The 25,908-nt window shown below is 68.4% G+C and carries 26 protein-coding genes; 13 read left to right on the forward strand and 13 right to left on the reverse strand.

Translation table 11 applies throughout. The annotated features are described in order from the left end of the window. Positions 1 to 220: 220 nt before the first annotated feature. The 4 genes from KHC28_RS19680 to KHC28_RS19695 are packed head-to-tail and all read left to right on the forward strand — an operon-like array spanning position 221 to position 3,472. Complete coding sequence (locus KHC28_RS19680) at positions 221 to 697, forward strand: Lrp/AsnC family transcriptional regulator (RefSeq protein WP_214010082.1); 477 nt, start codon at positions 221 to 223, stop codon at positions 695 to 697. Beyond that, positions 694 to 1,602 carry a glycosyltransferase family 8 protein gene (locus KHC28_RS19685; protein WP_214010083.1) on the forward strand — a complete coding sequence of 303 codons (909 nt, stop codon included), beginning with the start codon at positions 694 to 696 and terminating at the stop codon, positions 1,600 to 1,602. Before KHC28_RS19680 ends, KHC28_RS19685 begins: the two co-directional genes overlap by 4 nt. After that, a complete protein-coding gene (locus KHC28_RS19690; RefSeq protein ID WP_312893278.1) occupies positions 1,599 to 2,630 on the forward strand; it encodes an ELM1/GtrOC1 family putative glycosyltransferase in 1,032 nt (343 codons plus the stop codon). The genes KHC28_RS19685 and KHC28_RS19690 overlap by 4 nt, the downstream gene beginning before the upstream one ends. Beyond that, positions 2,630 to 3,472, forward strand: coding sequence for a hypothetical protein (locus KHC28_RS19695; protein ID WP_214010084.1), 843 nt, complete (start codon positions 2,630 to 2,632; stop codon positions 3,470 to 3,472). Before KHC28_RS19690 ends, KHC28_RS19695 begins: the two co-directional genes overlap by 1 nt. Here KHC28_RS19695 and KHC28_RS19700 read toward each other — a convergent pair. From KHC28_RS19700 to KHC28_RS19715, 4 genes are all read right to left on the reverse strand, one after another. Beyond that, a complete protein-coding gene (locus KHC28_RS19700; protein WP_214010085.1) occupies positions 3,436 to 4,545 on the reverse strand; it encodes a glycosyltransferase family 4 protein in 1,110 nt (369 codons plus the stop codon). The two genes, KHC28_RS19695 and KHC28_RS19700, sit on opposite strands and share 37 nt — an antisense overlap. 15 nt (positions 4,546 to 4,560) lie before the next feature. After that, positions 4,561 to 5,034: a transcription elongation factor GreA gene (gene greA / locus KHC28_RS19705; RefSeq protein WP_214010086.1), complete on the reverse strand. Its 474-nt coding sequence runs from the start codon at positions 5,032 to 5,034 to the stop codon at positions 4,561 to 4,563. Positions 5,035 to 5,180: 146 nt separating this feature from the next. Beyond that, the gene (gene carB / locus KHC28_RS19710) at positions 5,181 to 8,516 is read right to left on the reverse strand and encodes a carbamoyl-phosphate synthase large subunit (protein WP_214010087.1); all 3,336 of its coding nucleotides are present in this window, start codon (positions 8,514 to 8,516) and stop codon (positions 5,181 to 5,183) included. Positions 8,517 to 8,745: 229 nt separating this feature from the next. Continuing rightward, a complete protein-coding gene (locus KHC28_RS19715) occupies positions 8,746 to 9,156 on the reverse strand; it encodes a winged helix-turn-helix transcriptional regulator (protein WP_214010088.1) in 411 nt (136 codons plus the stop codon). Between the two features lie 112 nt (positions 9,157 to 9,268). Here KHC28_RS19715 and KHC28_RS19720 point away from each other — a divergent pair, with 112 nt between their 5' ends. After that, positions 9,269 to 10,021, forward strand: a complete 753-nt coding sequence (locus KHC28_RS19720) for an SDR family oxidoreductase (protein ID WP_214010089.1) — start codon at positions 9,269 to 9,271, stop codon at positions 10,019 to 10,021. A 68-nt stretch (positions 10,022 to 10,089) separates the two neighbouring features. Here the strand turns inward: KHC28_RS19720 and carA are convergent, their stop codons facing one another. Further along, the gene (carA, locus tag KHC28_RS19725; RefSeq protein ID WP_214010090.1) at positions 10,090 to 11,295 is read right to left on the reverse strand and encodes a glutamine-hydrolyzing carbamoyl-phosphate synthase small subunit; all 1,206 of its coding nucleotides are present in this window, start codon (positions 11,293 to 11,295) and stop codon (positions 10,090 to 10,092) included. A gap of 235 nt (positions 11,296 to 11,530) precedes the next feature. Between carA and KHC28_RS19730 the strand changes: the two genes are divergently transcribed. Together KHC28_RS19730 and KHC28_RS19735 are read left to right on the forward strand one after the other, a co-directional pair. Then, complete coding sequence (locus KHC28_RS19730; RefSeq protein WP_214010091.1) at positions 11,531 to 12,004, forward strand: GatB/YqeY domain-containing protein; 474 nt, start codon at positions 11,531 to 11,533, stop codon at positions 12,002 to 12,004. An 85-nt stretch (positions 12,005 to 12,089) separates the two neighbouring features. After that, positions 12,090 to 12,845 carry a transporter substrate-binding domain-containing protein gene (locus KHC28_RS19735; RefSeq protein ID WP_214010092.1) on the forward strand — a complete coding sequence of 252 codons (756 nt, stop codon included), beginning with the start codon at positions 12,090 to 12,092 and terminating at the stop codon, positions 12,843 to 12,845. A 10-nt stretch (positions 12,846 to 12,855) separates the two neighbouring features. Here KHC28_RS19735 and KHC28_RS19740 read toward each other — a convergent pair whose 3' ends face one another. Then, positions 12,856 to 13,434 (reverse strand): SRPBCC family protein, encoded by a 579-nt coding sequence (locus KHC28_RS19740; RefSeq protein WP_214010093.1) that lies wholly within the window; start codon positions 13,432 to 13,434, stop codon positions 12,856 to 12,858. Further along, on the reverse strand, positions 13,431 to 13,796 hold the full coding sequence (locus KHC28_RS19745; RefSeq protein ID WP_214010094.1) for an ArsR/SmtB family transcription factor: 366 nt from the start codon (positions 13,794 to 13,796) through the stop codon (positions 13,431 to 13,433). The genes KHC28_RS19740 and KHC28_RS19745 overlap by 4 nt, the downstream gene beginning before the upstream one ends. 219 nt (positions 13,797 to 14,015) lie before the next feature. On the opposite strand from KHC28_RS19745, the gene dnaG reads away from it, so the two are divergent. From dnaG to KHC28_RS19760, 3 genes are all read left to right on the forward strand, one after another. Then, positions 14,016 to 15,974, forward strand: coding sequence for a DNA primase (gene dnaG / locus KHC28_RS19750; RefSeq protein WP_214010095.1), 1,959 nt, complete (start codon positions 14,016 to 14,018; stop codon positions 15,972 to 15,974). A gap of 263 nt (positions 15,975 to 16,237) precedes the next feature. Then, positions 16,238 to 18,235, forward strand: coding sequence for an RNA polymerase sigma factor RpoD (gene rpoD / locus KHC28_RS19755; protein ID WP_214010096.1), 1,998 nt, complete (start codon positions 16,238 to 16,240; stop codon positions 18,233 to 18,235). A gap of 35 nt (positions 18,236 to 18,270) precedes the next feature. Next, complete coding sequence (locus KHC28_RS19760; protein ID WP_246565037.1) at positions 18,271 to 18,708, forward strand: hypothetical protein; 438 nt, start codon at positions 18,271 to 18,273, stop codon at positions 18,706 to 18,708. Positions 18,709 to 18,790: 82 nt separating this feature from the next. Here the strand turns inward: KHC28_RS19760 and KHC28_RS19765 are convergent, their stop codons facing one another. Both KHC28_RS19765 and KHC28_RS19770 read right to left on the reverse strand, forming a co-directional pair. Continuing rightward, entirely contained in the window at positions 18,791 to 19,273 is a 483-nt protein-coding gene (locus KHC28_RS19765) for an SRPBCC family protein (RefSeq protein WP_214010097.1), read from the reverse strand. Continuing rightward, the gene (locus KHC28_RS19770; RefSeq protein ID WP_214010098.1) at positions 19,270 to 19,614 is read right to left on the reverse strand and encodes an ArsR/SmtB family transcription factor; all 345 of its coding nucleotides are present in this window, start codon (positions 19,612 to 19,614) and stop codon (positions 19,270 to 19,272) included. The genes KHC28_RS19765 and KHC28_RS19770 overlap by 4 nt, the downstream gene beginning before the upstream one ends. Before the next feature lie 197 nt (positions 19,615 to 19,811). Between KHC28_RS19770 and mbfA the strand changes: the two genes are divergently transcribed. Beyond that, entirely contained in the window at positions 19,812 to 20,789 is a 978-nt protein-coding gene (mbfA, locus tag KHC28_RS19775; RefSeq protein WP_214010271.1) for an iron exporter MbfA, read from the forward strand. 24 nt (positions 20,790 to 20,813) lie between these two features. Here the strand turns inward: mbfA and KHC28_RS27775 are convergent, their stop codons facing one another. After that, a complete protein-coding gene (locus KHC28_RS27775; RefSeq protein WP_281419137.1) occupies positions 20,814 to 20,945 on the reverse strand; it encodes a hypothetical protein in 132 nt (43 codons plus the stop codon). 175 nt (positions 20,946 to 21,120) lie between these two features. Between KHC28_RS27775 and KHC28_RS19780 the strand changes: the two genes are divergently transcribed. Continuing rightward, positions 21,121 to 21,801, forward strand: coding sequence for a hypothetical protein (locus tag KHC28_RS19780; RefSeq protein WP_214010099.1), 681 nt, complete (start codon positions 21,121 to 21,123; stop codon positions 21,799 to 21,801). A gap of 21 nt (positions 21,802 to 21,822) precedes the next feature. Here the strand turns inward: KHC28_RS19780 and KHC28_RS19785 are convergent, their stop codons facing one another. Further along, positions 21,823 to 22,002 (reverse strand): DUF1328 family protein, encoded by a 180-nt coding sequence (locus KHC28_RS19785; protein ID WP_214010100.1) that lies wholly within the window; start codon positions 22,000 to 22,002, stop codon positions 21,823 to 21,825. 84 nt (positions 22,003 to 22,086) lie between these two features. Further along, on the reverse strand, positions 22,087 to 23,457 hold the full coding sequence (locus KHC28_RS19790) for an MFS transporter (protein WP_214010101.1): 1,371 nt from the start codon (positions 23,455 to 23,457) through the stop codon (positions 22,087 to 22,089). 303 nt (positions 23,458 to 23,760) lie between these two features. On the opposite strand from KHC28_RS19790, the gene KHC28_RS19795 reads away from it, so the two are divergent. After that, entirely contained in the window at positions 23,761 to 24,696 is a 936-nt protein-coding gene (locus KHC28_RS19795; RefSeq protein ID WP_214010102.1) for an aldose 1-epimerase family protein, read from the forward strand. Positions 24,697 to 24,830: 134 nt separating this feature from the next. On the opposite strand, the gene KHC28_RS19800 is transcribed toward KHC28_RS19795, so the two are convergent. Then, positions 24,831 to 25,790: a GGDEF domain-containing protein gene (locus KHC28_RS19800; protein WP_246565038.1), complete on the reverse strand. Its 960-nt coding sequence runs from the start codon at positions 25,788 to 25,790 to the stop codon at positions 24,831 to 24,833. Positions 25,791 to 25,908 lie beyond the last annotated feature (118 nt).

Raw genomic sequence — 25,908 nt, forward strand, 5'->3', positions numbered from 1 at the left:
AAGAGAGGTCGCTAGCAAGAGGCGGGCCGGTCGGCTGGCTACAGCCATGCGAAAATGTAGGGGCTGGGGCGCTGCTCTGCAAGCGGCTCGTGGCTTATCCGAAAGTTGTCCCAAGGCAAGATTGCGCGGGCTCCCGCGAAAGATTATTGCGCTGGTCGGCCGCTCCTCTATGGTGCGCGCCGGGTGCGGCGCCTTTCGCCGTCCCATTGGGGAGAGCCGCGTGGCGCGCCGTATCGACACGATCGACTGGAACATCCTGCGTGAGCTCCAGGGGGACGGCCGCATCACCAATGTCGAGCTTTCCCAAAGGGTCGGCATCTCCGCGCCGCCCTGCCTGCGCCGGGTGCGGGCGCTGGAGGAGGAAGGCATCATCAGGGGCTATCGCGCCCTGCTCGACGAGAAGTCGCTCGGCTTCGATCTGATGGCCTTCGCCATGGTGCATCTGGTGAGCCAGGCCGAGGCGGACCTCACCGCCTTCGCCGAGCAGGTGGAGCGCTGGCCGCTGGTGCGCTCCTGCTGGATGCTGTCCGGCGAGACCGACTTCATCCTGCTCTGCGTCGCACCCGATCTGCGCTCGTTCCAGAACTTCGTGCTGGAGCTGACCAGCGCCCCCAATGTCAGCAAGGTGAAGACCGCTCTGACCCTCAAGCAGGCCAAGGACTCCGCCATCGTACCGATGGACGGGCAGGGGACATGATCGTCGCCACCGCCACCGATGCCGCCTATGTCGAGCTCACCGCGGTGCTGCTCGCCTCGCTGGCGGACAATGCGGGCGGTGAGGTCGAGCGCGTCGTGGTGTTCTGCGACAATGTCGGTGCCGAGGACCAGGCGCGGATGCGCGCCAGCTACCCGCGCGACAACATCGCCTTCGTCGATCTGGCCCGCGAGATGGAGCGCCATTTCGGCGCCCGGCCGGTCAATCACCATCTCTCGCGCACCGCCTATGCGCGCATCCTCATGCCGCTGCTGCTGCCGCAGGCGCAGGGCCGGCTGCTCTATGTCGATTGCGATACGCTGATCAACGCCCCGCTGGCGCCGCTCGCCAGCCTCGACATGCAGCGCTTCGCGGTGGCGGCGGTGGATGACATCGCCCGGCTCGATCCGGCCCGTCACGCCGCCCGCAATCTCGCCATCGGCCTGCCGGGCGAGATGCGCTACTTCAACAGCGGCGTGCTGCTGATCGACCTCGACCAGTGGCGCCGCGAGAGCCTGTCCGAGCGGGTGATGGCGTTCGCTGCCGACCATCCCGACCTGCCGATGATGGACCAGGACGCGCTCAACGGTGCGCTGCGCGGCCAGTGGCTGGCGCTCGACGAGCGCTGGAACCTGCATCGCCGGTTGGTGAAGGGCCGCTACGAGGGCGATCCGGTCGACTGGGGCGAGGCCGCCATCATCCACTTCATCGGCCAGATCAAGCCGAACTACGCCGATTGCGACCATCCTGCCCGCGACCGCTTTCTCGACTACCGCACCCGCACACCGTTCGCCGGGGCGAAGATGAAGACCAAGCTGTCGCGCAAGATCGAGAAGCGGCTGCGCAAGTGGCGGCGCTTCCGCAACTGGCTCGGCCGCCGCTTCCTCGGCATGGGGCAGCCGGCGTGACACGCGTGCTCATCCTGCGCGACCGGCAGCCCGGCCATTTCAACCAGGCGGAGGGCATGGCGCTTGCCGTGGCGCGGCTCGCGCCGGTCGAGGTGCAGCGCCTGGAGATCCGTCCCGCCCGCTGGGCGCGCGACGACATCCGCAAGCTCGTGATGCGCCGCTGGGGCCGGGACGCCGGCTTCTGGCTGAAGCTGATCTACGGCATCGATCTCGCCGGCGTGGCGAAGCCCGACATCATCGTCGCGTCCGGTCGCCCGACCATTGCCGCCGGCATCCTGCTCGCCCGCCATTTCGGCACGCCGCTGGTGATCTCCGGCGGCATCGACGGCTATGACGAGACCGCCATCGCGCTCAACATCGTCTCCTCGCCGCGGCAGGCGGGCGACCCCGGCGCCGCCTATGCGCCGATCCCCTCGACGGTGGATCCCGACGCCTATCCGCCGCCGCGCCGGCTCGCCGACATCGCCGCTCTCGAGGGTGCCACGCTCGCTTTGTTGGTCGGCGGCTCGGCCTATCGTCGCGAGTTTCCGCTGGAGGAGTGGGAGGCGCTGCTCGCCCTCGTGCCGGCTGTCGCGCGGCGCTACGGCGTGAAATGGCGCGTCACCACCTCGCGCCGCACGCCGGAGGCGGTGTCTGACCGCTTCCGGGCGCTCGCCAATACCGGCGACCTCGCCGAATTCGTCGATTACCGCACCGCCGGCCCCGGCTCGGTGCGGGCGCTGTTCGGAGCGGACGCCGTCGTCGTCACCGAGGATTCGCTCAGCATGCTCGCCGAGGGCCTCGCCGCCCGCCGGCCGGTGATCGGGCTGAAGTCGCGGGTGGTGCACAAGCACTATGCCGACGAGATCATCGCCGGCATGGCCGGAGCCAGCCTCGCCATCCTGCCGATGCGCAGCGTCACGCCGGAGCAGTTCGCCGCCACGCTCACCCGGCTGGTGCCGCCGGCCGAGGACGCGCGCGACATCCTCGCCCGCGCGCTGGCGCCCGTGCTAGAGCTTCCCGTCCCCGCCACCCGGAGCCTCGACTGATGCTCGCCGTCATCTGCATCAAATGGGGCGAGGCCTATCCGGCCGAGGATGTGAATGTCCTCTATCAGGGCGTGCGCGACCACCTGTCCGAGCCGTTCCGCTTCATCTGCCTCACCGACCGTGCCGACGGCCTGCGCCCGGAGGTCGAGACCGCCGACCTGCCCGGCACCGGCGCGCTGAACCTGCGCTGGCGTGGCTGCTGGCCCAAGCTCGGCATGTTCGCCCCCGGCCTGCTCGAAGGGGTCGACCTCGCGCTGTATCTCGATCTCGACGTGGTGATCCTTCGCCCGCTCGATCCCATCGTCGCCCATGCCCGCGCGACGCCGGGCCTGCATATCCTGCGCGAGTGGAACCCCAACATCTGGGAAGTGCTGCCGGTCTCGCTGCGCCCGGATCGCGGAGCCCAGAGCTCGATGGTCGCCTGGCGGCCCGGCGAGCAGGACCATCTCTACCTCGACACCATGGCCGATCCCGACGCCGCCTATGCGCTGGCCAAGAACGATCAGGTCTATATCGGCGTGCGCGCCCATCGGCGGCACTATTTCCCGGAAGGCTTCGCGGTGTCGTTCCGCCGGCATTGCGTGCCGCACTGGCCGCTGAACGTCGTGTTCCGGACCGCCCGCAAGCCTTCGCGCGTGCCGCTCGTGGTGTTCCACGGCGTGCCCAAGCCGAGCGAGGTAGCCCGTGCCGATGTGAAGCAATGGGGCACCCGCAACCGTCCCGGCTTTGGTCCGGTCGACTGGGTGCGGACCTATTGGGAGCGGGGCCTCGATGGTTCGCGCCAGGCCATCGCCGCCGATGAGGCTCAGCCGCGCCGGTCGGCGTCCCACACCGCCTCGTAGACGGCGTTGATCTTCGCTGCCTCGCGCTCCAGCGAGAACGCCGACACGGCGTGCGCCCGCGCCCGCGCGGCCATCGCCGCCCGCGCGTCGTCGCCGAGTTCGAGATGGGCACGCAGCGCCGCCGTCATGGCCTCGACATCGCCGGGCGGAACCAGCGCGCCTGTGATGCCCTCGCTCACCAGTTCCTCGAAGGCGCCGACGCGGGTGGCGATCACCGGCACGCCCGAGGCCATCGCCTCGATCGGGGTGACGCCGAAGCCTTCCCAGCGCTGCGGAGCGATGTAGAGATCGAGGGCACGGTACCAGTCCGGCGTCGCCGAGGTGTCCACCTCGCCTGCAAACAGGATGCGGCCATCGAGGCCGGCCGCCGCCACCTTGGCCTTCAGCCCGTCGAGAAAGCCGGCATCGGTGCCGACCGCGCGTCCCAGCACCACGCCGCCCCAGCCGGGATGCGCCGCCAGCACCCGCAGCAGCGCCTCGACGAACACGTCGGTGCCCTTCTGCGCGCGAATGCGCCCGAAGCAACCGACGAGGTTGAGGTCGGGCAGGCCGAGCGCCGCCCGCGCCGCCGCGCGGCTTGGCGCGGGATGAAACACATCCGCGTCGATGCCGTGATGGATGACGGTGGAAGGGCGCTTCAGATAGGTGGCGGTCTTGCCGGAGGTCGAGATCACCGCGTCCATGCGCGCGATCAGGAAACGCGTCCAGCGTGTGTGGCGGCGCTGCGAGGCGGAGGTGAAGACGAGGCGGAGCTTCATGCGCATGAGGTCGCGCAGCACGACGCCGGTCAGCATCTCGATGTTGCGCCGGGCGTGCCAGATGCGGGCCGGCCGGCCCGGCGGCGCGCGCCAGAAATGCCGGAGGTCGCTCCAGGCGATTCGCGGTACGCCGGCTGCCAGCTTCGGCCCCAGCGCGGCGATGCGGAGCGTCCGCGCCTGCACCGGCACCACGCGCTCCAGCGTCGAGGTGACGCCGGAGAGCCGGCGCTTGAGATTGGGCGCGACAGCCTCGATTCCGGCGGGATCCGGGAAAGCGACCGGATCGGGCGTCGGATCGAGGCCGTCGCGCACCATGGTCCTGTCAGGAGGTCAGGCGAAGCGCACGTCGGCGATCTCGTAGGAGCGGGCGCCCTTGGGCGTCACCACCTCCACCGAGGTGCCGAGCTTCTTGCCGATCAGCGCGCGGGCGAGCGGCGAAGAGATGGAGATGCGGCCCGCCTTGGCGTCGGCTTCCATGTCGCCGACGATCTGCCACACGCGCTCTTCCTCGGTGTCCTCGTCGATCAGTTTCACCGTGGCGCCGAATTTCACCACGTCGCCGGTGAGCTTGGCGACGTCGATGATCTCGGCGCGCGACAGCTTGTCTTCCAGTTCCGCGATGCGGCCCTCGTTCAGCGCCTGCTGTTCCTTGGCCGCGTGATACTCGGCGTTCTCGCTGAGGTCGCCATGGGCGCGAGCTTCGGAGATCGCGTCGATGATGCGCGGGCGCTCCACCTGCTGGCGGCGCTTCAGCTCCTCTTCGAGGGCGACGTGACCGCCGGCGGTCATCGGAATCTTTTCCATAGGTCTCTTGTGACCTCCCAAAAGCAAACGCAGCCCCCGCGATGAATCCTGCCGCCTTGTCTCGGCGAAAGGACCTTCGCGTCGGGCTGGTATCTGTCTGTTGTCGGCCGGGTCGCCTGCGATTCGCTACGTCGCGAAGCGCGAGGTCAGACCCGGTCGTGCCTGAAGTAATCCTGCAGGGCCCGCACTTCCAGATCGCCGCCGATATAGGCCTTGATCCCGCGCGCCGCTGCGATGGCACCCGATAGGGTGGTGTAATACGGCACTTTGTGCAAGAGGGCGGCGCGGCGCAGAGAGCGGCTATCCGCCAGAGCCTGCGCGCCCTCGGTAGTGTTGAACACCAGCTGCACGTCGCCATTCTTGATGGCGTCGACGATGTGCGGCCGGCCTTCCAGCACCTTGTTCACCTTGGTGGCGGGGATGCCATTCTCGGCGAGGTAGCGCTGGGTGCCGGAGGTCGCCAGCACCTTGAAGCCCAGCGAGGTCAGAAGCCGCGCGGTGTCGAGGATGCGCGGCTTGTCGTCCTCGCGCACCGAGATGAACACCGTGCCGGATTTCGGCACCTTGGTGCCGCCGCCGAGCTGGCTCTTGGCGAAGGCCACCTCGAAGGAACGGTCGAGGCCCATCACTTCGCCGGTGGAGCGCATCTCCGGGCCGAGCACCGTGTCGACGCCGGGGAAGCGGGCGAAGGGGAACACCGCTTCCTTCACCGCCACATGGTCGAGCGCCGCCGGCTTGAGGCCGAACGACGCCAGCTTCTCGCCGGCCATGACGCGCGCGGCGATCTTGGCGAAGGGCTCACCCACCACCTTGGCGACGAAGGGCACTGTGCGCGACGCGCGCGGATTCACTTCGAGGACGTGGATCACCCCGTCCTTGATCGCGTACTGCACGTTCATCAGGCCGCCGACGCCGAGCGCCAGCGCCATCTTCCGCGTCTGCTGCTCGAGCTCGGCGAGGGTGGCGGCGGAGAGCGAGTAGGGCGGCAGCGAGCAGGCCGAGTCGCCCGAATGGATGCCGGCTTCCTCGATATGCTCCATGATGCCGCAGATGAACGTGTCGGTGCCGTCGGCGAGGCAGTCGACGTCCACCTCGATGGCATCCGACAGATAGCGGTCGAACAGCAGCGGGTTCTTGCCGAGCAGCGTGTTGATCTGCCCGGTCTTGTCGTTCGGGTAGCGGGCCTTGATGTCGTTCGGCACCAGCCCCGGCAGGGTCTCCAAAAGGTAGTCGCCGAGCTGGCTATCCTCGTGGATGATCTGCATCGCCCGGCCGCCCAGCACATAGGAGGGGCGAACCACCAGCGGGTAGCCGAGGTCGGCCGTCACCAGCCGCGCCTGCTCCACCGAATAGGCAATGCCGTTGGCCGGCTGCTTCAGCTTCAGCTTGTCGAGCAGCGTCTTGAAGCGGTCGCGGTCCTCGGCGAGGTCGATGGCGTCCGGCGAGGTGCCGAGGATCGGGATGTCGGCATCTTCCAGCGCGCGGGCGAGCTTCAGCGGCGTCTGGCCGCCGAACTGCACGATGACGCCGTGCAGCGTGCCGTTCGAGCGTTCGCGGTCGAGGATCTCGATCACGTCCTCGGCGGTCAGCGGCTCGAAATACAGCCGGTCCGAGGTGTCGTAGTCGGTCGAGACGGTCTCCGGGTTGCAGTTGACCATGATGGTCTCGTACCCGGCCTCGTCCAGCGCGAAGGCGGCGTGGCAGCAGCAATAGTCGAACTCGATGCCCTGGCCGATGCGGTTCGGCCCGCCGCCGAGGATGGCGACCTTCTTGCGGTCCGACGGGCGGCTCTCATCCGCCACCACGCCGGCGAAGGGCGTCTCGTAGCTCGAATACATATAGGCGGTCGGCGAGGCGAACTCGGCGGCGCAGGTGTCGATGCGCTTATAGGCCGGGCGCACGTCGAGCGCGCGGCGCTGCGCCGATACCTCCGCCTCGTGCTGGCGGGTGAGGCTGGCGAGGCGCTGGTCGGAGAAGCCCATCGCCTTCAGCCGGCGGAAGGCGCCGGCGGTCTTCGGCAGGCCATGGGCGCGGATCTTCGCCTCGGTGTCGACGATCTCGCGGATCTGGTCGAGGAACCACGGGTCGATCTTGCAGCCGGCGTGGATGGCCTCGTTGTCGAGGCCGAGCCGCATCGCCTGCGCCACCTGCAGCAGGCGGTTCGGCGTCGGCGTGCCGATGGCGGCGCGGATGGCGTTCTTGTCGTCGCCCTGGCCGAGGCCCTCGATCTCGATCTCGTCGAGGCCGGTCAGCCCGGTCTCCAGCGAGCGCAGTGCCTTCTGCAGCGATTCCTGGAAGGTGCGGCCGATGGCCATCGCCTCGCCGACCGACTTCATCGAGGTGGTCAGCACCGGGTCGGCACCGGGGAACTTCTCGAAGGCGAAGCGCGGGATCTTGGTGACGACGTAGTCGATGGTCGGCTCGAACGAGGCCGGGGTGGCGCCGCCGGTGATGTCGTTGGCGATCTCGTCCAGCGTGTAGCCGACCGCGAGGCGGGCGGCGACCTTGGCGATCGGGAAGCCGGTGGCCTTCGACGCCAGCGCCGAGGAACGCGACACGCGCGGGTTCATCTCGATGACGATCATCCGGCCCGTTTCCGGGTCGATGGCGAACTGCACGTTGGAGCCGCCGGTCTCCACCCCGATCTCGCGCAGCACCGCCAGCGAGGCGTCGCGCATGATCTGGTATTCCTTGTCGGTCAGCGTCAGCGCTGGGGCCACGGTGATCGAATCGCCGGTGTGCACGCCCATCGGGTCGATGTTCTCGATGGAGCAGACGATGATGCAGTTGTCCGCCTTGTCGCGGACGACCTCCATCTCGTATTCCTTCCAGCCGAGCACGCTTTCTTCCACCAGCACTTCGTTGGTGGGCGAGGCGTCGATGCCGCGCTCGATGATCTCGATATATTCCGACTTGTTGTAGGCGATGCCGCCGCCCTGTCCGCCCATGGTGAAGGACGGGCGGATGATCGCCGGCAGGCCGATCTCGTCGAGCGCTTCCAGCGCCTGCGGCAGGTTCTTGATCTGGCGCGAGCGCGGCGTGTCGAGGCCGATCTTGGTCATGGCGTCGCGGAACAGCTCGCGATCCTCGGCCTTGTCGATGGCCTCCGCCGTGGCGCCGATCATCTCGACGTCATACTCGTCGAGCACGCCCATCTTGCGCAGCGACAGCGCGCAGTTCAGCGCGGTCTGGCCGCCCATGGTGGGCAGCAGCGCGAAGCCGCCGGGGGCGACATGGCGCTCCTTGGCGATGATCTTGGCGACGATTTCCGGGGTGATCGGCTCGATATAGGTGGAATCGGCGAGATCCGGGTCCGTCATGATGGTCGCCGGATTGGAGTTCACCAGCACTACGCGGTAGCCCTCGGACTTGAGGGTCTTGCACGCCTGGGTGCCGGAATAATCGAACTCGCAGGCTTGGCCGATAACGATCGGGCCGGCGCCGATGATGAGGATGGTGGAGATGTCTGTGCGTTTCGGCATCGGATCCCGTGCGGCTCGCGCATATGTCCGGGCGCACGAAAAAGGACGCGTTTGCGACGCGTCCTGGTGAACCCGGATCAGTTTGTTGGCGGAGGTGTGCCCCGCAATTGGGCGCTTCCCTTAAACCAGATTCCCGCGAGGGGGAAGGGCGCCCATGCGTCAAGGCTCTGCGTGAGGCGCGGAGCGGCCCCTCCTTTCTGCACGGGCGGGGCGGCGGGCGGCGGCAGCCTCATCCCGCCTTTGCCGCGTCGAACGCCGCGCGGGCGCCCTCGATGCGCGCGATATTGGCTTCCGCCCACTGCCAGACGCCGCAGAACGCCTCGGCGAGGCTGAGGCCGAGATCGGTCAGCCGGTACTCGACGCGCGGCGGAATCACCGGATGCACCGTGCGCAGCACCAGCCCGTCGCGTTCCATTTGTCGCAGCGTCTGGGTGAGCATCTTCTGGCTGATGCCGCAGGCGAACTCGCCGATACGGGTGAAGCGCAGCTCGCCATGCTCGGTCAGCACCTCCAGCACGATCATCGTCCATTTGTCGGCGACGCGGCCGATCACCTCGTTGACCAGCGCCTCGACACGCGGGTCGACGGTTTCTGGAGGCGTCTTCCGGGGCTCGGCGGGGCGAGGGATCGGAGCGGGCATGACGTCACTCTCTTTCAGGTAAGTATAGATATTTCAGGTGCCTTCTTTCTGAATGTAAGTGTGAACCCTATAACCATCGCCGACGCAAGCACCAGCATTTGCGGAGGCAGAAATGGACATCAGCGGTAACACGATCCTCATCACCGGCGGCAATGCCGGCATCGGCCGTGCATTGGCCGAGGCACTGCACCGAGAGGGCAACAAGGTCATCATCACCGGCCGTCGCAGGGAGGCTCTGGAAGAGACCGTCGCGGCCAATCCGGGCATGGCCTACGAAGTTCTCGACATCTCCGACGCGCAGGCGATCGCCGCCTTCGCCGGTACGGTGGCGGCGACCTATCCGGCGCTCAATGTCGTGATCAACAATGCCGGCATCATGGTCGCCGAGGACCTCACCGCCGAGCCGGTCGATCTTGCCGTGCCGGAGGCGATCATCGCCACCAACCTTCTCGGCCCGATCCGGCTCGCGGCCGCGTTGCTGCCGCATCTCAAGCGGCAGCCCTCCGCCACGCTGATGACGGTCTCGTCCGGGCTGGCCTTCGTGCCGCTCGTCGCCACGCCGACCTACAACGCGACCAAGGCGGCGATCCATTCCTGGAGCCAGAGCCTGCGCGCGCAGCTCGCCGGCACCTCGGTGGACGTGATCGAGATCGTGCCGCCGGCGGTCGCCACCGACCTGATGCCGGGCCACGCACAGAACCCCAATTCGATGCCGCTCGACGCCTTCATCACCGAGACGGTCGCGCTGCTGAAGGCGTATCCGCAGGGACCGGAGATCTGCGTCGAGCGGGTCGGCTTCCTGCGCGGGGCGGAGGCACGGGGCGAGTATGATCAGGTCTTCGCCGCTCTGAACGGCTCCCACTGACGCGAAAAGGCCGGGAGCGCGCCCGCTCCCGGCCTTTCATCGTACCTGTTCGCGAAGGAAGGCGGCTCTCAGGCCGCCTTCTTGTTGTTAGCGATCATTTCGACGAAGCGGTCGAACAGATAGTGGCTGTCCTGCGGGCCGGGGCTCGCCTCGGGATGGTACTGCACCGAGAACACCGGCTTGTCGGTCAGCTGGATGCCGGCGTTCGAGCCGTCGAACAGCGAGACATGCGTCTCCTGCGCGGTGGCCGGCAGGCTGTCGCGGTCGACCGCGAAGCCGTGGTTCATCGAGGTGATCTCCACCTTGCCGGTGGTCATGTCCTTCACCGGGTGGTTCGCCCCGTGATGGCCCTGATGCATCTTCATCGTGCGCCCGCCCACCGCGAGGCCGAGCATCTGGTGGCCGAGGCAGATGCCGAAGGTCGGGATGCCGCGCTCGATGATGTCGCGAATCACCGGCACCGCATATTCGCCGGTCGCCGCCGGGTCGCCGGGGCCGTTGGACAGGAACACGCCGTCCGGCTTCAGCGACAGGATGTCGTCGGTCGAGGCGGTGGCGGGCACCACCGTCACCTTACAGCCGGCGCGGGCGAGCAGGCGCAGGATGTTGCGCTTCACGCCATAGTCGATGGCGACGACGTGATGCACCGGCGCGGTCTGCTGGCCATAGCCTTCCGGCCACTGCCAGGGCGTCTCGTCCCAGGAGAAGCGCTGGGCACTGGTCACCATCGGCACCAGGTCCATGCCGACGAGACCCGGCCACTCGGCCGCTTCGGCCTGAAGCGCGGGCAGGTCGAACTTGCCGTCCGGCGCGTGGGCGATCACCGCGTTGGGCATACCCTTGTCGCGGATCAGCGCGGTGAGCGCGCGGGTGTCGATGCCGGAGATGGCGATGATGCCGCGCGCCTTCAGCCACGCGTCGAAATGGCGGGTGGCACGGTAGTTCGACGGGTCGGTGATGGCGGAATGCAGCACCACGCCGCGCACGCCGGAGGCGCCGGCCATCGAGACGGTCTCGATGTCTTCCTCATTGGTGCCGACATTGCCGATATGCGGGAAGGTGAAGGTGATGATCTGCCCGGCATAGGACGGGTCGGTCAGCACTTCCTGATAGCCGGTCATCGCGGTGTTGAAGCACACCTCGCCCACCGCATGGCCGGTGGCGCCCAGCCCGAAGCCTTCCAGCACGGTGCCGTCGGCGAGAACGAGAAGCGCGGTGGGAAGCGGTTCGGCCCACACGTCATCGGTGGCCGCATCGGATGCGTTGCCGCTCATGTGTCTTGTTCCTCGGTTAAGTGTGGCCTAATTAGTCGTTTGCCGCGCCTTATGCCAGCCCGCAACGCTGCGCATCGGCTCTTCGTGCAGCGCGGAGCTGCATGGAAGGCCCGAGCTGCATGGAAGGCTTGGGCGGCGGAAATCAGGCGGCCGGTTGCGGCCGAGGGACATTTTCGGAGTTTTTGGGCGTGACGGAGCGGCGCGACACCGGTCGCCGCCGCCGCCCGGACATAGAATGGGAAGAGAGGCAGACGTGCTGCGCGAGAAGATCAATACCGCCCTGAAGGAATCGATGAAGGCCGGCGACAAGCTGCGGCTGGGCACGCTGCGGCTGATCAATGCGGCGATCAAGGACCGCGACATCGAGGCGCGCGGCCAGGGCAAGGATCCGCTGTCGGACGACGAACTGCTCGGCCTGCTGACCAAGATGGTCAAGCAGCGCGAGGAATCCGCCAAGGTCTATGAGGAGGCCGGCCGCGTCGATCTCGCGACGCAGGAGCGCGAGGAGATCAAGGTCATCCTCTCCTTCCTGCCGACGCAGATGAGCGAGGCCGAATCGCAGGCCGCCATCGCCGAGGTGATCGCCGAGATCGACGCCCACGGCCTCAAGGACATGGGCCGCACCATGGCGGCGCTCAAGGAGCGCTATACCGGCGTGATGGATTTCGGCAAGGCGAGCGGCGCGGTCAAGGCGCTGCTCACCGCGTGATCCAGGCCGGCCGGCGGGGCGTCCCGTCGGCCGGATTTCCTCTGCGGCCTCCGCCAGTCGGCGGCTCTATTCGGCAGGATCCCCCATGAGTGCCCGTCCCGACCTTGCGCCGCCATCCGCCGCGGTGCGCGACCTGCTGGCGCCCGGCGGCGTGCTGCGCGCCGGCATCAACCTGTCGAACTTCCTGCTGGTCACCGGCCGCAGCGAGGCCGGCGACCCGGTGGGCGTCTCGCCGGACATGGCGCGCGCCTTCGCCGATCATCTCGGCGTGGCGCTGAAGCTGGTGCCCTATGCCTCGCCGGGCCTGGTCGCCGACGCGGCCTCCCGCGACGAGTGGGACATCGCCAATATCGGCGCCGAGCCGCAGCGGGCGAAGGTGATCGCCTTCACGCCCGCCTATTGCGAGATCGAGGCGACCTATCTGGTGCCGGCCGGTTCGCCCTTGCAGACGGTGGCCGAGGTCGACGCGCCCGGCATCGAGATCGCGGTGACGCGGCGCACCGCCTACGGCCTCTGGCTGGAGCGCAATGTCGCCCATGCGACGCTGGTGCCTTCCGAGAGCATGGCCGAGGCGCTCGCCGACTTCATCGACAACAAGCGCGCCGCGCTCGCCGGCCTGCGTCCCGGCCTGCTCGCCGATCTGGCCCGCGTGCCGGGCGGGCGGCTGCTGCCCGGCCAGTATGCCGCCGTGCAGCAGGCCATCGGCACGCCGAAGGCCAAGGCGGCAGCGCTCGACGAGATCGTTCGTTTCGTCGAGGCCGCCAAGGCGTCCGGCTTCGTCGCCGGGCTGATCGCCCGGCACGGCGTCGAGGGCAAGCTGGGCGTCGCCGCCGCCGCCTGACGCGAGCCCCTTACTTGGGAAGGCGGGCGTCGTACTCGTCGACATAGCGCGACATGAGCGACCAGATCGCCGGGCGCTCGTGCCCCTCCAGTTCCTCGACCAGCAAGGCGAGGTGGGAGTGCCAGCCGCCGGCCACACTGAGCATGGCGTCGCGCGAGGCGAGGCGCTGGTGGGTGACGGTGAGCAGCACCTTCTCGCCGCGCGGCGCGAGCTCGAAGGTCACCTCCGAGGCGCCGGCCGAGCAGCCGTCCCAGCTGAAGCGCAGCAGCCGGTTGGGCTCGCAGGCCAGCACGACGCCCTGATTGTGGTGTTCGCCCTCATATTTGGCGAAGCGCTCCGGTGTCGGCTGGCCGCCATTCAGCTCGCCATTGCGGAACACGAGGTCGACCTGGCCGCCGGGGGCGAGCTCCATCGGGCCGTCGGCCATCCAGCGGCGGCGCTTTTCCGGTTCGGTGAGATAGGCCCAGACCCGTTCCACCGGGCCGGGCAGCAGGCGTTCGAAGCGCAGCGTGTCGGGGGAGAGGCGGGTGCCGTACCCGTCGGCGGCGAAGGCACCGGCTGAGGTTTGGGCGGTGGCGTGCTGGTTCATCTCTGGTCTCCCTGTGTGTCCGATTGGGCGTCCTCCTCACGCAGCAGTGCGTCGAGGACGTTGAGGCGTTCGGTCCAGAAGCGTTCGTAGAAGCTGAGCCATTGGGCGGCGTCGGCGAGCCGGGCGGCGTCGAGGCGGCACAGATGCTGGCGCCCCTTCACCTCGCGGCGGATCAGGCCGGCGGACTCCAGCGCCTTCACGTGCTTGGAGGCGCCGGCAAGCGACATGGCGAACGGCTCGGCGAGTTCGCCGACCGTGCGTTCTCCGTTGGAAAGTGCGTGCAGCATCGCCCGGCGCGTCGGATCGGCGAGGGCGTGGAACACGAGGTCCAGCGGCGTGGATATCGGAAGTTGCTCAACCATGAGGTTGAATATCTGCCTGTGCCGGGCAACTGTCAACCGATTGGTTGAGTGTTGCGCGACTCTTTTCCACGGTGGATAATGTGGATAGCGGGCGCAGCTATCACGCGTTCCGAAGGGCCGCATCGGCGGCTCGACCCTTCAGCCGGGACGCCTTAAGGTCACTCGGCCCGGCTCTTGCCTGTTGCTAGGCGTCCGCGAAACACCGGTTCAAACCACTCCATGCGCTTTCCGCCCTCGTTTCTCGACGAGATTCGCCAACGCCTCCCGCTGTCGGAGGTGGTGGGCAAGCGCGTGCAGCTGAAGAAGCAGGGGCGCGAGTGGCGTGGCCTCTCGCCCTTCAACGCCGAGAAGACGCCGTCCTTCTATGTCAACGACCAGAAGGGCTTCTATCACTGCTTCTCCTCCGGCAAGCACGGCGACCAGTTCGACTTCCTGATGGAGACCGAAGGGCTCGCCTTCCCGGAGGCGGTGGAGCGGCTCGCCAACATGGCCGGCGTGCCGATGCCGGTCTCCTCCCGCGAGGAGGAGGCGAAGGAGGTCCGCCGCAAGACGCTGCACGAGGTGATGGAACTCGCGGCGAAATATTACGAGGCGATGCTGCAGGGCCGTGCCGGCGCCAAGGGGCGCGGCTATCTCGCCGATCGCGGCCTCGGTCCGACGACGCAGGCGCGCTTCCGTCTCGGCTATGCGCTGCCCGAGCGCTTCGCGCTGAAGGAGGCGCTCGGCGCCCGCGGCATTCCGGTCGAGGACATGGTCGAGGCCGGCCTGCTGATCGCCGCGGACGACATCCCGGTCCCCTATGACCGGTTCCGCGATCGCGTGATGTTCCCCATCCACGATTTGCGCGGCCGCGTCGTCGCTTTCGGTGGTCGGGCGCTGGAGAAGGACGTTCCGGCGAAGTACCTCAACTCGCCGGAGACGCCGCTCTTCCACAAGGGAGCGCTGCTCTATAACGGCTTTTCGGCCCGCGCCGCCGCCCACAAGGGCGCGCCGGTCATCGCGGTGGAAGGCTATGTCGACGTCATCGCCATGGTCGAGGCCGGTTTTGCCGGCGCCGTGGCGCCGCTCGGCACCGCGCTCACCGAGGAGCAGCTGGCGCTGCTCTGGAAGATGGCGCCCGAGCCGCTGCTGCTGTTCGACGGCGACAAGGCCGGCCGTCGCGCCGCCTGGCGGGCGCTCGACCTTGCTTTGCCGCATCTCAAGCCCGGCATGAGCCTCAATATCGGCACGCTGCCCGAGGGGCAGGATCCCGACGACCTGATCCGCGCCGGCGGCCGCGAGGCGATGGAGGGTGTGCTGGCACAGGCCCGCCCGCTGGCCGAGGTGCTGTGGAACCGCGAGCTGGAGAACGCCACCTACGACACGCCGGAGCGCCGCGCCGCGCTGGAGGCGCGCATTGGCGAGATTGTCCGCCTCATCGCCGACGAGACCGTCCGCAAGCATTATCGCGCCGATTTGATGGAGCGCTTCCGCGCGCTGTTCGCCCCCGCCAGCATCTCGACCGGCGGCACCCGCCGCCCGTTCGGCGAGGGCCGCAAGGGGCCGGGCGGGCAGGGCAGGGGCGGTCCGGGGCGGGGAGGGTCCGGCAAGGGCTGGGCCGACCGCACCCCGTCGCCGCGCGATGCTGTCCCCGGCGAGGGCTTGCGCCGCTCGGCGCTCATCCAGGGTGCCGCCAGCGCGGTGCCGCGCAACGAGGCGCTGCTGCTGTTCGCGCTGATGAACCATCCCTGGCTGCTCGACCGTTCGGCCGAGGACGTCGCCGAGCTGCCCTTCCTCAGCAAGGACGCCGACCGGCTGCGCCAGATGCTGCTCACCGCGCATCTCGAAGGCTGCGAGGACGCCCCGAGCGTCGCCGCGCGTATCGAGGCGGAAGGGCTTGCCGATCTCGCCCGTCGCCTTGCCGCGCAGGCGGTGCCGCGCCACGACTGGCCGGCCTTCGCCGAGGCGGCGCCGGCCGATGTCGAATTGTGGTGGCATCAGCGGCTGGTCTTGCACCGGCGCGCCCACGCTCTATCTAAGGACATCAAGGAGGCGGAGAAACGCCTCGCCGAGGAGCCCGACGAACTCAATTGGGCTCGTTTCCTCGACGTACAAAGACAGCTTGCGGCACTTGACGGGACCGAAGCTTTGGTAGAGGGGTTCGGCGCCGCCTCCGGACGATCGGGGCGGTCGATGTGAGGAAGGTTCAGGGTCACCCGCCCGCGAGCGTGAAGGCGCCGTGGCGCGAGAGGCCCCTATTTGCGTCGGCACTATCTTCGCGCCGGTATCGTCCCGGCCGGTGCGGGGAAGGGGCGGAGCAGGCAAGCGAACGTTTACGGTTCTGGCTGTAAACGCGGCAGGTCGGTTCTGCAATTCCCGAGACGTGGGATGTCAGGTGGGTGGTGGTTTGTCCGCCGCTTTTGCCGGGGGCGGTTGCCACCGGCGGTCTAAGGAGCACGCGCATGGCGAAGCAGGCAGCGGAAGCGACCGAAGCCCCCGAGAAGGACGGCGATACCCCGGATAGCCCGTTGCTCGACCTTTCGGACGCCGCCGTCCGGAAGATGATCAAGCTCGCCAAGAAGCGCGGCTATGTCACTTATGACGAACTGAACGAGGTTCTGCCCTCCGACCAGAACACCTCCGACCAGATCGAGGACATCTACGCGATGCTCAACGAGATGGGCATCAACGTCGTCGAGGCCGAGGAGGCCGAGGCCGAGGGCGAGGAAGAAGGCGAGAGCAGCGGCGGGGACGACGAGGAAGAGAGCGGCGGCGAGATCGCCGAGTCGGCTCCCCGCGCGGTCATCCGTTCCGAGACCAAGTCCGAGCCGGGCGAGCGCACCGACGACCCGGTCCGCATGTATCTGCGCGAGATGGGTTCGGTCGAGCTCCTGTCGCGCGAGGGCGAAATCGCCATCGCCAAGCGCATCGAGGCCGGCCGCGAGGCGATGATCGCCGGGCTCTGCGAGAGCCCGCTCACCTTCCAGGCCATCATCATCTGGCGCGACGAGCTGGTCGAGGGCAAGGTCCTCCTGCGCGACATCATCGACCTCGAGGCGACCTATGCCGGTCCCGAGGCGAAGAACGGCCCGATCGTCGAGGGCGGCCCCATCGCGCCTGACGGCGACGAGGCCCGCGAGCAGACCATCGGCGAGAGCATTGCCGCCGAAGACGACGAGGACATGGAGAACTCCCTGTCGCTCGCCGCCATGGAAGCGGAGATCAAGCCGAAGGTGCTGGAAACCTTCGACAACATCGCCGACGCCTACAAGAAGCTGCGCCGCCTGCAGGACCAGAACGTCGAGTCCAAGCTGAAGAACGAGAGCCTCTCGCCCTCGCAGGACCGCAAGTACAAGACGCTGAAGGACCAGCTGATCGGCGAGGTGAAGTCGCTGTCGCTGAACCAGGCCCGCATCGACAACCTCGTCGAGCAGCTCTACGACATCAACAAGCGCCTGGTGTCGCTGGAGGGCCGCCTCATGCGCCTCGCCGAGAGCTTCGGCGTGTCGCGCGAGGACTTCCTGCGCCAGTATCAGGGCTATGAGCTCGATCCCAAGTGGATCAACCGCGTGAAGAACCTCACCTCGCGCGGCTGGAAGGGCTTCGTCGGTCAGGAACTCGACGGCATCCGCGACCTGCGCTCGGAAATCCACGCTCTCGCCACCGAGACCGGGCTGGAGATCCAGGAATTCCGCAAGATCGTGCAGATGGTGCAGAAGGGCGAGAAGGAAGCCCGCCAGGCCAAGAAGGAAATGGTCGAGGCCAACCTTCGCCTCGTCATCTCCATCGCCAAGAAGTACACCAATCGCGGCCTGCAGTTCCTCGACCTGATCCAGGAAGGCAACATCGGCCTGATGAAGGCGGTCGACAAGTTCGAGTACCGCCGCGGCTACAAGTTCTCGACCTACGCCACCTGGTGGATCCGGCAGGCGATCACCCGCTCGATCGCCGACCAGGCCCGCACCATCCGCATCCCCGTGCACATGATCGAGACGATCAACAAGATCGTCCGCACCTCGCGCCAGATGCTGCACGAGATCGGCCGCGAGCCGACCCCGGAGGAGCTGGCCGAGAAGCTCGGCATGCCTTTGGAGAAGGTCCGCAAGGTCCTGAAGATCGCCAAGGAGCCGATCTCGCTGGAAACGCCGATCGGCGACGAGGAAGACAGCCACCTCGGTGACTTCATCGAGGACAAGAACGCCATCCTGCCGATCGACGCGGCGATCCAGTCGAACCTGCGCGAGACCACCACGCGCGTGCTCGCCTCGCTCACCCCGCGCGAGGAGCGCGTGCTGCGCATGCGCTTCGGCATCGGCATGAACACCGACCACACGCTGGAAGAGGTCGGCCAGCAGTTCTCGGTGACGCGCGAGCGTATCCGCCAGATCGAGGCGAAGGCGCTGCGCAAGCTCAAGCACCCGAGCCGCTCGCGCAAGCTGCGCAGCTTCCTCGACAACTGAGCGATAGCGCGGTCGCGGCTTGAGGAGAGCCGGCGATGGCGCGCAAGACGGGTTCGAAGGCGGCGGATGTCGGGGCGAAACGCCCCGCTACGCCGCCTTCGTCGTTTTTTGTCCGGCTGAGCCAGCCCTACACCACGCGCCGCCTGTTCTTCAGCCGCCTCGGCAACGCCATCGCGCTCTGGTTCGCGATCATGCTGTTCGGCCTCGCGGTCGGCATGGCCGGCTATGCCGGCTTCGAGGGGATGGGTTTCGTCGATGCCTATCTCAACGCGGCGATGATCCTGTCCGGCATGGGCCCGGTCTCCGAACTCCACACCGAGGCCGGCAAGCTGTTCGCCGGTTCCTACGCCATCTTCTCCGGCCTCGTCATCGTGCTGGCGACCGGCGTGGTGCTCTCGCCCATCGTGCACCACGTGCTGCACGTCTTCCACGCCGACATGGACGATGACGGCCAGCCGGACGATCCGAGCTGAGGGTTCTCGGGCGGAAACCAGCCCGGCCCGGTGCCGGCCTCGTTGCCCGCAAGGCTTGCGCCGTACTGGCGGTACAAAGCCGCTACAGTCCCCGCACCAGCGCCACAAGCTGCTCGAACGCCGTGCCCCAGCCCTGGTGGAAGCCCATTGCCTCGTGCTGCGCCTTGGCCGCCTCGTCCTTGTGGAAGGCGCGGGCGACATAGAGCGTGCCGGTGGCGGTCGGGGTGATCTCGACCGAGGCACTCATGAAGGCGCTGCCGGTCGGGCGGTAGCCGGGGCCGAGCGCATCGGTGAACACCAGCAGCTTCTGCGGCACCACGGCGAGCACGCAGCCGGTGCTGTCGTGCACCTGCCCCTCCGGGCCCTGCATCACGGTGCGAAACTTGCCGCCCGGCCACAGGTCGAGCTCGCAATCGGTGGTCTTCCACGGCACGGGGGTGAACCACTGCTTCAGCAGCTCCGGCTCGGTCCAGGCGCGCCAGACCAGATGGGGCGACACATCCACCTCGCGCCGCAGTTCCAGGTCGAGGTTCGGGTCGAAGATCGTGTGTGGCGTGGCGGTCATCGGGATTCCTCCTGGTCTTTCAGTTGCAACAGCAATGTGTCGAGCTGGTCGAGGCGCTGGGTCCACAACAGCCGCTGGGCGTCGAGCCAGTGGCCGGCGGCGGCGAGCGGCTCGGTGCGCAGGGTGCAGGTGCGCACGCGTCCCACCTTGCGGGTGGCGACGAGGCCGCTGTCCTCCAGCACCTTGAGATGCTGGAGGAAGCTCGGCATCGCCATCTCGAAAGGGCGGGCGAGGTCGCTCACCGAGGCGGGGCCGCGCACCAGCGCTTCCACCACGGCGAGGCGGGTCGGGTCGGCGAGTGCGCGAAATGTGCCGTCGAGGGCGAGGTGGGACGTGGTCATGCCCGGAGGCTAGGTCAGATCAATAGTTAGGTCAATGCCTAACTATTGGCGCCTCGCCTGCGGCATCAAGACCCGCGCGCTCGGCATCCCCCGTTTCCCGCCAGTGGCTCGTGTAGCGGTTCCACCAAGGTCTTCATTGCCGGGGCTGGGACCTTGGGTTAGAACATTCATTAGAACTATTCTAATGAATGAGCGCCATGTTCGCCAGCCTCGCCCATCGCCGCCGGTTCTCGGATCTCTCGGAAGCCGAGGTGCTCGCCCTCGCCATCTCCTCCGAGGAGGATGACGGGCGCATCTACGCCACCTATGCCGAGAAGCTCCGGGCCGACTATCCCGACACCGCCGCCGCCTTCGACGCCATGGCGATGGAGGAAGACGGCCATCGCACCCGGCTGATCGCCCTGTTCCAGCAGCGCTTCGGCAAGGTGATCCCGTTGATCCGCCGCGAGCATGTTGCCGGCTATTATTCGCGCCGGCCGGTGTGGCTGGTGGAGAATCTCGGCCTGGAGCACATCCGCCGCGAGGCGGCGCGCATGGAGGACGACGCAGCGGATTTCTACACCCGCGCCGCGGCGGCGAGCACCGATGCGCCCACCCGCAAGCTGCTCGGCGACCTCGCCATGGAGGAGCGCCGGCATCACGATCTCGCCGAGCACATCGCCGCCAGCCAGCAGCAGAACGGCGTTCGGGCCGAGGAGGACGGCCGCGCCCGCCGGCAATTCGTGCTCACCTGGGTGCAGCCCGGGCTGGCCGGGCTGATGGATGGCTCGGTGTCGACGCTGGCGCCGATCTTCGCCACCGCCTTCGCCACCCAGAATTCCTGGACCACCCTGCAGGTCGGCCTCGCCGCCGCGCTCGGCGCCGGCATCTCGATGGGCTTCACCGAGGCGGCGCATGATGACGGCGTCATTTCCGGGCGCGGCTCGCCGATCAAGCGCGGCCTTGCCTCCGGTGTGATGACCGCGATCGGCGGCCTCGGCCACGCGCTGCCCTATTTCATCTCGGAATTCCGCACCGCCACCGCCATCGCCGTCGCGGTGGTGTTCGTCGAGCTTTGGGCGATCGCCTTCATCCAGAACCGCTATATGGAGACGCCGTTCCTGCGCGCGGTGGTGCAGGTGGTGATCGGCGGCGCGCTGGTGCTCGCCACCGGCATCCTCATCGGCGGCAGCTGAGGGGGGCGTCGGCCCGCGTCACGCTCACTCGCCGGGGAGCGGATGGTTGGCGCGCCGTACCGCGCGCGTCGAGACGTCGACATAGGCGAGCGTGCCGGCGAAGCCGCCGAACACGATGAGCACGGCGGCAAGGAACAGGACGGTTTCGAGCGGCATGACATCCTCCACGGTTCTTAGGATGACGAAAGCCTAGCCAGGCGCCGCTGCCGCCTCCTTGCGCTGCGTCAAACGGGGAGGGCGACCCGGGCGTTTGCCGCTTGGCAGCTGTGCCATCGACCCCTAGCCTCGGCGCACCTGTCCAGCTTCGCCATGTCCCACCTGCGGATTCCCCATGCTGTCGCGCCGCCTGTTGCTTGCTCTCTTCGTCATTGCCGGCCTCGCATCCCCCGCCACCGCCTTCGAGGCCGGCCGGGCCGGCTGGCCGGACACCGCGCTGGCGCGGCTCCAGGCCTATGCGCTGGTGCAGACGCTCAATGCCGAGCTGCTCTCCAACCCCAGCGCCACCCTGACGCTGGATCGCTGGTGCGCGGCGCACCGGCTCGCCCCGGCCGGCGCCAAGGTGGTGGCCGACCGCGTGCGCGACGCCGACAAGCCGGCCGATGCCGGCATCCGCGAGCTGCTCGGCGCCGGCCCGCAGGAGCGCATCGTCTATCGCCGGGTGCGGCTCGCCTGCGACGGTCTCGTGCTGTCGGAGGCCGACAACTGGTACCGGCCGGCTTTGCTGAGCGAGGAGATGAACCGCGAACTTGAAACCACTGATACCGCCTTCGGCCGGGTGGTGCGCCCGCTCGGCTTCAGCCGCTCTACCCTTTCGTCCCGGCTGCTGTGGCAGCCCCTGCCGGAAGGCTGGGAGATGGGCACGCCGATCCCCGCCACGCCCGGTGGTCCGCTCGACATGCCGGATTTCCTGCTGGAGCACCGCGCGGTGCTGAAGCTGCCGGACGGGCGTCCCTTCAGCGCGCTGGTCGAGACCTATACGCGCGGCATCCTCGCCTTTCCTCCACCCCCCTAGGCGTGGGCCGGCGCTTCCCGGCTAGGGCGTGGTCATCGCCTGGTCGACCAGCATGGCGAGGCCGACCAGCGCCAGGAAACCGAGGAAGAACAGGCCGAACAGGATGAAGGAGATCCGCCGCGCCAGCGCCGAGACGCCGGTGAAGCCGATGCCTCCGGCGACCAGCGAGATGATCAGGAAGATCACGGCGTATTTGAACATTGGCGGGTCTCCGTTCCACGCGGGCGCAGGGTAACGCCGCCTCCCGCTTCGGGTTCCGCCGCCGGTTCCGCCGGTGGCCCCGACTCACGCGCCGTCGGAGCGCCCGTCCTGCGGCGCCAGCACCGGATCATCCGCCACCGCACCCGATGGCGGCGAGGGCTCCTCGCTGGTGAAGTCGGTAGCAAGGCCGGCGGCGAGTTCGGCGGCGCTTGCCGCCTCGCCCCCGGCGACCGGCGCCAGGGTGGGTGCCTCGGGCACCGGCACCATGCCGGTCGGCGAGCAGGCCACCGTCTCCGCCGCCTTGGCGGTCGGTGGCACTTCCTTCTTCCACACCATCCGCCACTGCACGAAGGCGAACAGCATGAGGTGGCTGATGGCGGTGAAGTAGAACAGCGCGCCGGGTCCCCAATGCAGCATGCCCACCGAGGCGACCGACGGGCCGAGCACCGAGCCGACGCCATAGGCGAGCAGCAGCCCGGCCGCCGTCTCCACCGCCTCGCTGGGCGAGGTGCGGTCATAGGCATGGGCGGCGGCGAGCGAATAGGCCGGCAGGGCGAGCGCGCCATAGATGAGGGCGAGGCCCGAGAGGCCCCACAGCCCGAGCGGCAGCGAGCCCAGCACAAGGCCGGCCACCATGGCGCCGGCGACGATCCAGGCGAGGATGCGCCGGCGGTCCATGCGGTCGGAAAGGAAGCCGACCGGCCATTGCGCGATGGCGCCGGCGACCACCGCGGCGCTCATGAAGGTGGCGGCGCCGTCGGCGGTCAGCCCGCGCCCGATGCCGAAGATCGGCCCCAGCGACCACAGCGAGCCATTGGTGAGCCCGACCACGAAGCAGCCGACCACGCCCACCGGCGCGGCGCGGGTGAGGCGCAGCAGGCGGATCCGCGCGGTCTCGATCGGCGCGGGCTGCCCGGAGCCGGTCATCGCCACCGGCAACGTCGCCAGCGAGAACAGGATGGCGGCGACGGCGAACAGCTCGAAGCCGCGCACCGGCGACAGGGTGATCATCATCTGGCCGGCGGTCAGCGCGGCATAGTCGACGATGACATAGGCGCTCATGACGAAGCCGCGCGTCTGGTTGGTGGCGCGGTCGTTCAGCCAGCTTTCGATGACGAGGTAGAGGCCGGCGAAGCAGAAACCGGTGACGGCGCGCAGCACGAACCACACCGCCGGCTCGATCCACAAAGGATGCACCAGCATCGCCGCCACCGCGCTGGAAGTGAGCACGGCGAAGGCGCGGATATGGCCGGTGCGCCGCACCAGCCGGGGCACGATCAGGCAGCCGGCGACGAAGCCGAGATAATAGCTCGAACCGAGCACGCCGAGGCTGACGGCGCTGAACCCCTCGAAGGCGCCGCGAAGCGGCAGCAACGTATTCTGCAGGCCGCTCCCGGTTACCAGGAAGAACACGCCGAGCAGCAACGCGGCGACGGGGCCGAGGGTCTTGGCCATGACAGGTCCGGTCAGATGGAGGCGTGGGGAGTGGCGAGGTGTCGAGATTACGACGGAGAATAGGTCCGGGAATATGTCCAAGAATATATCGAGGACTCAGATCCCACATTTCGCGCGTTGCTTCTATTCGCTTTTCGGCATTTTTTCCGGATCGGACGACAGCTCGCGCTGAGCCGGTTGCCGCATCGTCGCCCTGCGACGTGCAAGCGCACGACATTCGCCGGACATCGGGCATGTGCGACATCGTCCTGCACGGGAATCGCGATAAGGTCGATCATCGACCAGCAAGGGACGGAGACAGCCATGAGCGTCGAGCCGGCAAGCCAGGCGACCGCCGGGAAGGTGGAGGGCGCCGTCGCCATCGCCTCCGATCATCTCTCCGCCGAGGTCGCCCCGCTCGGTGCCGAACTGGTGCGGCTGCGCGATGCGCAGGGTCGCGAGCTGCTGTGGAACGGCGACGCCGCCTTCTGGGGCGGCCGGGCGCCGCTGCTGTTCCCCATCATCGGCCGGCTGCCGGGCGACGAGCTGGTGCATGAGGGTCGCACCTACAAGATGCTCCAGCACGGGCTCGCCCGCCGGCGAGTGTTCACCCTGGTCGACAAGGGACCGTCCTCGGTCACCTTCGGCCTCGACGCGGATGCGCAGACCCGCGAGCAGTACCCGTTCGACTTCGCGCTGCGCGTCACCTACGCGCTGGCGGAGGCGACGCTGACCATCACCGCGACGGTGTCCAATCCCGGTACCGCGCCCCTGCCGGCGAGCTTTGGCTTCCACCCGGCCTTCCTGTGGCCGCTGCCCTATGGCGGCACGCGCGCGCAGCACCGGCTGGTGTTCGAGAAGGCCGAGGTGGCGCCGATCCATCGCCCGGTCGGCGGGCTGTTGTCGGCCGCCGCCGAGCCGAGCCCGCTGGTCCATGGCGATGTACTGGAGCCGACCGACGCGATGTTCGAGCGCGACGCGCTGATCTTCACCGAGCCACGCTCGCGCCATGTGCGCTTCGGCGTCTCCGGCCTGCCGGGGCTGGAAGTGGCCTTCCCCGGCATGCCGCAGCTCGGCATCTGGTCGAAGCCCGGTGCGCCCTTCCTGTGCATCGAGCCGTGGTACGGCTATGCCAGCCCGGAGGGAGCCTCGGGCGACTTTGCCGGCAAGCCGGGCCTCGCGCATATCCCGCCGGGCGGCGCGCAGGATTTCGCCATGTCGGTTCGCTGGCTGCCGGATGTCGGGCGCATAGAAGCCTAGCCGCCGGAGGCGGCATATAGAGGGCTAGCCGCCGGAGGGGCATATAGAGGGCTAGCCGCCGGAGGCGGCATGCCGAAACCTGTCTGCTGCCAGCCGCCCGAGGCGCAGGGGCCAGCCTAGTTGGGAGGGCCGGCCTAGTTGGGCGCCGCCTCCATCCCGTCGCCGACCACGCGGTCGCGCCCAGCCCGCTTGGCGGCATAGAGCGCGGCGTCGGCGCGGGCGATCAGTTCGAGCCCGTCTATGGCATCGCCCGGCTGGGCGGCGACGCCGATGCTGACCGTGACCATGCCGCTTTCCGGCCTGGGAATACCGGCCTCGATCAGGCGGGTGCGCACCCGCGCCGCCACTTCCATCGCCCCGGCGAGGCCGCTGCCGGGCAGCAGCATCACGAATTCCTCGCCGCCGAAGCGCGCCACCATGTCGCCCTGGCGCAGCTTCACGCTGGACAGCGCCTCGCCGACCCGCCGCAGCACCATGTCGCCGGCGAGGTGGCCGAGCTGGTCGTTGATGGTCTTGAAGCGGTCGATGTCGATCAGCAGCGCCGAGAGCGGCTCGCCGCTGCGGTTGCAGATGCCGGCGGCGCGCAGCAGCGCGTCGTCGAAGCCGCGGCGGTTGGCGAGGCCGGTCAGCGCGTCGATGCGCGATTCCGCCGCCAGCTCCTCGTTGCGCTGCGCCAGCGCCACTGCGTCGACGGCGATGGCGGCCAGCGCCTCCAGCGGCGAGAAGTCGAACGCCTCGTCCTCCGCCGCCGCCTCGCGCCGCATCACGCAGAGCGAGCCGATGGCGAGGTCGGGCGCGGCGATCAGCGGCACCCCGGCATAGAAGCGCAGCGGGATTTTCGGCACCACCGGATGGCCGTCGAAGCGCGGATCGGTCTTCAGGTCCGGCGACATCAGCGGCTTGCCGGTGGAGATGATGTGCTGGCACACCGACAACTTGCGGTCGATCTGGGTGCCGACCAGCGGCGCGCTGAGCGACTTCATCCACTGGCGGTGCTCGTCGATGAAGCTGAGGAAGGCGACGTCGGCCTCATAGAGGTGCTGGGCCAGCCAGGTCAGCCGGTCGAAGCGCTCGTCGCCGGGGGAATCCATCATGCGGCAGGCTTCGAGCACGGCTAGGCGCTCGGTTTCATTCACCGGGTTGGAAGGAACCTGCCACATGATCGCCGATGGGTTGAGGTCGGGAGGGGGAGGGGGGCGGAACCGCTAGCCG

Origin of the sequence: Ancylobacter sonchi (genome assembly GCF_018390695.1) — a bacterium.
GTDB classification, from domain to species: Bacteria; Pseudomonadota; Alphaproteobacteria; order Rhizobiales; family Xanthobacteraceae; genus Ancylobacter; species Ancylobacter sonchi.

What these genes read in the sequence shown, in the direction of transcription:
- KHC28_RS19790 (WP_214010101.1), bottom strand. Translation starts at nt 23,457, where the DNA reads ATGGCCAAGACCCTCGGCCCCGTCGCCGCGTTGCTGCTCGGCGTGTTC.
- KHC28_RS19685 (WP_214010083.1), top strand. Translation starts at nt 694, where the DNA reads ATGATCGTCGCCACCGCCACCGATGCCGCCTATGTCGAGCTCACCGCG.
- KHC28_RS19700 (WP_214010085.1), bottom strand. Translation starts at nt 4,545, where the DNA reads ATGGTGCGCGACGGCCTCGATCCGACGCCCGATCCGGTCGCTTTCCCG.
- KHC28_RS19785 (WP_214010100.1), bottom strand. Translation starts at nt 22,002, where the DNA reads ATGTTCAAATACGCCGTGATCTTCCTGATCATCTCGCTGGTCGCCGGA.
- mbfA (WP_214010271.1), top strand. Translation starts at nt 19,812, where the DNA reads ATGTTCGCCAGCCTCGCCCATCGCCGCCGGTTCTCGGATCTCTCGGAA.
- KHC28_RS19760 (WP_246565037.1), top strand. Translation starts at nt 18,271, where the DNA reads ATGGCGCGCAAGACGGGTTCGAAGGCGGCGGATGTCGGGGCGAAACGC.
- KHC28_RS19715 (WP_214010088.1), bottom strand. Translation starts at nt 9,156, where the DNA reads ATGCCCGCTCCGATCCCTCGCCCCGCCGAGCCCCGGAAGACGCCTCCA.
- KHC28_RS19730 (WP_214010091.1), top strand. Translation starts at nt 11,531, where the DNA reads ATGGGAAGAGAGGCAGACGTGCTGCGCGAGAAGATCAATACCGCCCTG.
- KHC28_RS19765 (WP_214010097.1), bottom strand. Translation starts at nt 19,273, where the DNA reads ATGACCGCCACGCCACACACGATCTTCGACCCGAACCTCGACCTGGAA.
- rpoD (WP_214010096.1), top strand. Translation starts at nt 16,238, where the DNA reads ATGGCGAAGCAGGCAGCGGAAGCGACCGAAGCCCCCGAGAAGGACGGC.
- KHC28_RS19735 (WP_214010092.1), top strand. Translation starts at nt 12,090, where the DNA reads ATGAGTGCCCGTCCCGACCTTGCGCCGCCATCCGCCGCGGTGCGCGAC.
- carA (WP_214010090.1), bottom strand. Translation starts at nt 11,295, where the DNA reads ATGAGCGGCAACGCATCCGATGCGGCCACCGATGACGTGTGGGCCGAA.
- KHC28_RS19720 (WP_214010089.1), top strand. Translation starts at nt 9,269, where the DNA reads ATGGACATCAGCGGTAACACGATCCTCATCACCGGCGGCAATGCCGGC.
- KHC28_RS19745 (WP_214010094.1), bottom strand. Translation starts at nt 13,796, where the DNA reads ATGGTTGAGCAACTTCCGATATCCACGCCGCTGGACCTCGTGTTCCAC.
- KHC28_RS19795 (WP_214010102.1), top strand. Translation starts at nt 23,761, where the DNA reads ATGAGCGTCGAGCCGGCAAGCCAGGCGACCGCCGGGAAGGTGGAGGGC.
- KHC28_RS19800 (WP_246565038.1), bottom strand. Translation starts at nt 25,790, where the DNA reads ATGATGGATTCCCCCGGCGACGAGCGCTTCGACCGGCTGACCTGGCTG.
- KHC28_RS19740 (WP_214010093.1), bottom strand. Translation starts at nt 13,434, where the DNA reads ATGAACCAGCACGCCACCGCCCAAACCTCAGCCGGTGCCTTCGCCGCC.
- KHC28_RS19780 (WP_214010099.1), top strand. Translation starts at nt 21,121, where the DNA reads ATGCTGTCGCGCCGCCTGTTGCTTGCTCTCTTCGTCATTGCCGGCCTC.
- greA (WP_214010086.1), bottom strand. Translation starts at nt 5,034, where the DNA reads ATGGAAAAGATTCCGATGACCGCCGGCGGTCACGTCGCCCTCGAAGAG.
- KHC28_RS19770 (WP_214010098.1), bottom strand. Translation starts at nt 19,614, where the DNA reads ATGACCACGTCCCACCTCGCCCTCGACGGCACATTTCGCGCACTCGCC.
- KHC28_RS19695 (WP_214010084.1), top strand. Translation starts at nt 2,630, where the DNA reads ATGCTCGCCGTCATCTGCATCAAATGGGGCGAGGCCTATCCGGCCGAG.
- carB (WP_214010087.1), bottom strand. Translation starts at nt 8,516, where the DNA reads ATGCCGAAACGCACAGACATCTCCACCATCCTCATCATCGGCGCCGGC.
- dnaG (WP_214010095.1), top strand. Translation starts at nt 14,016, where the DNA reads ATGCGCTTTCCGCCCTCGTTTCTCGACGAGATTCGCCAACGCCTCCCG.
- KHC28_RS27775 (WP_281419137.1), bottom strand. Translation starts at nt 20,945, where the DNA reads ATGCCGCTCGAAACCGTCCTGTTCCTTGCCGCCGTGCTCATCGTGTTC.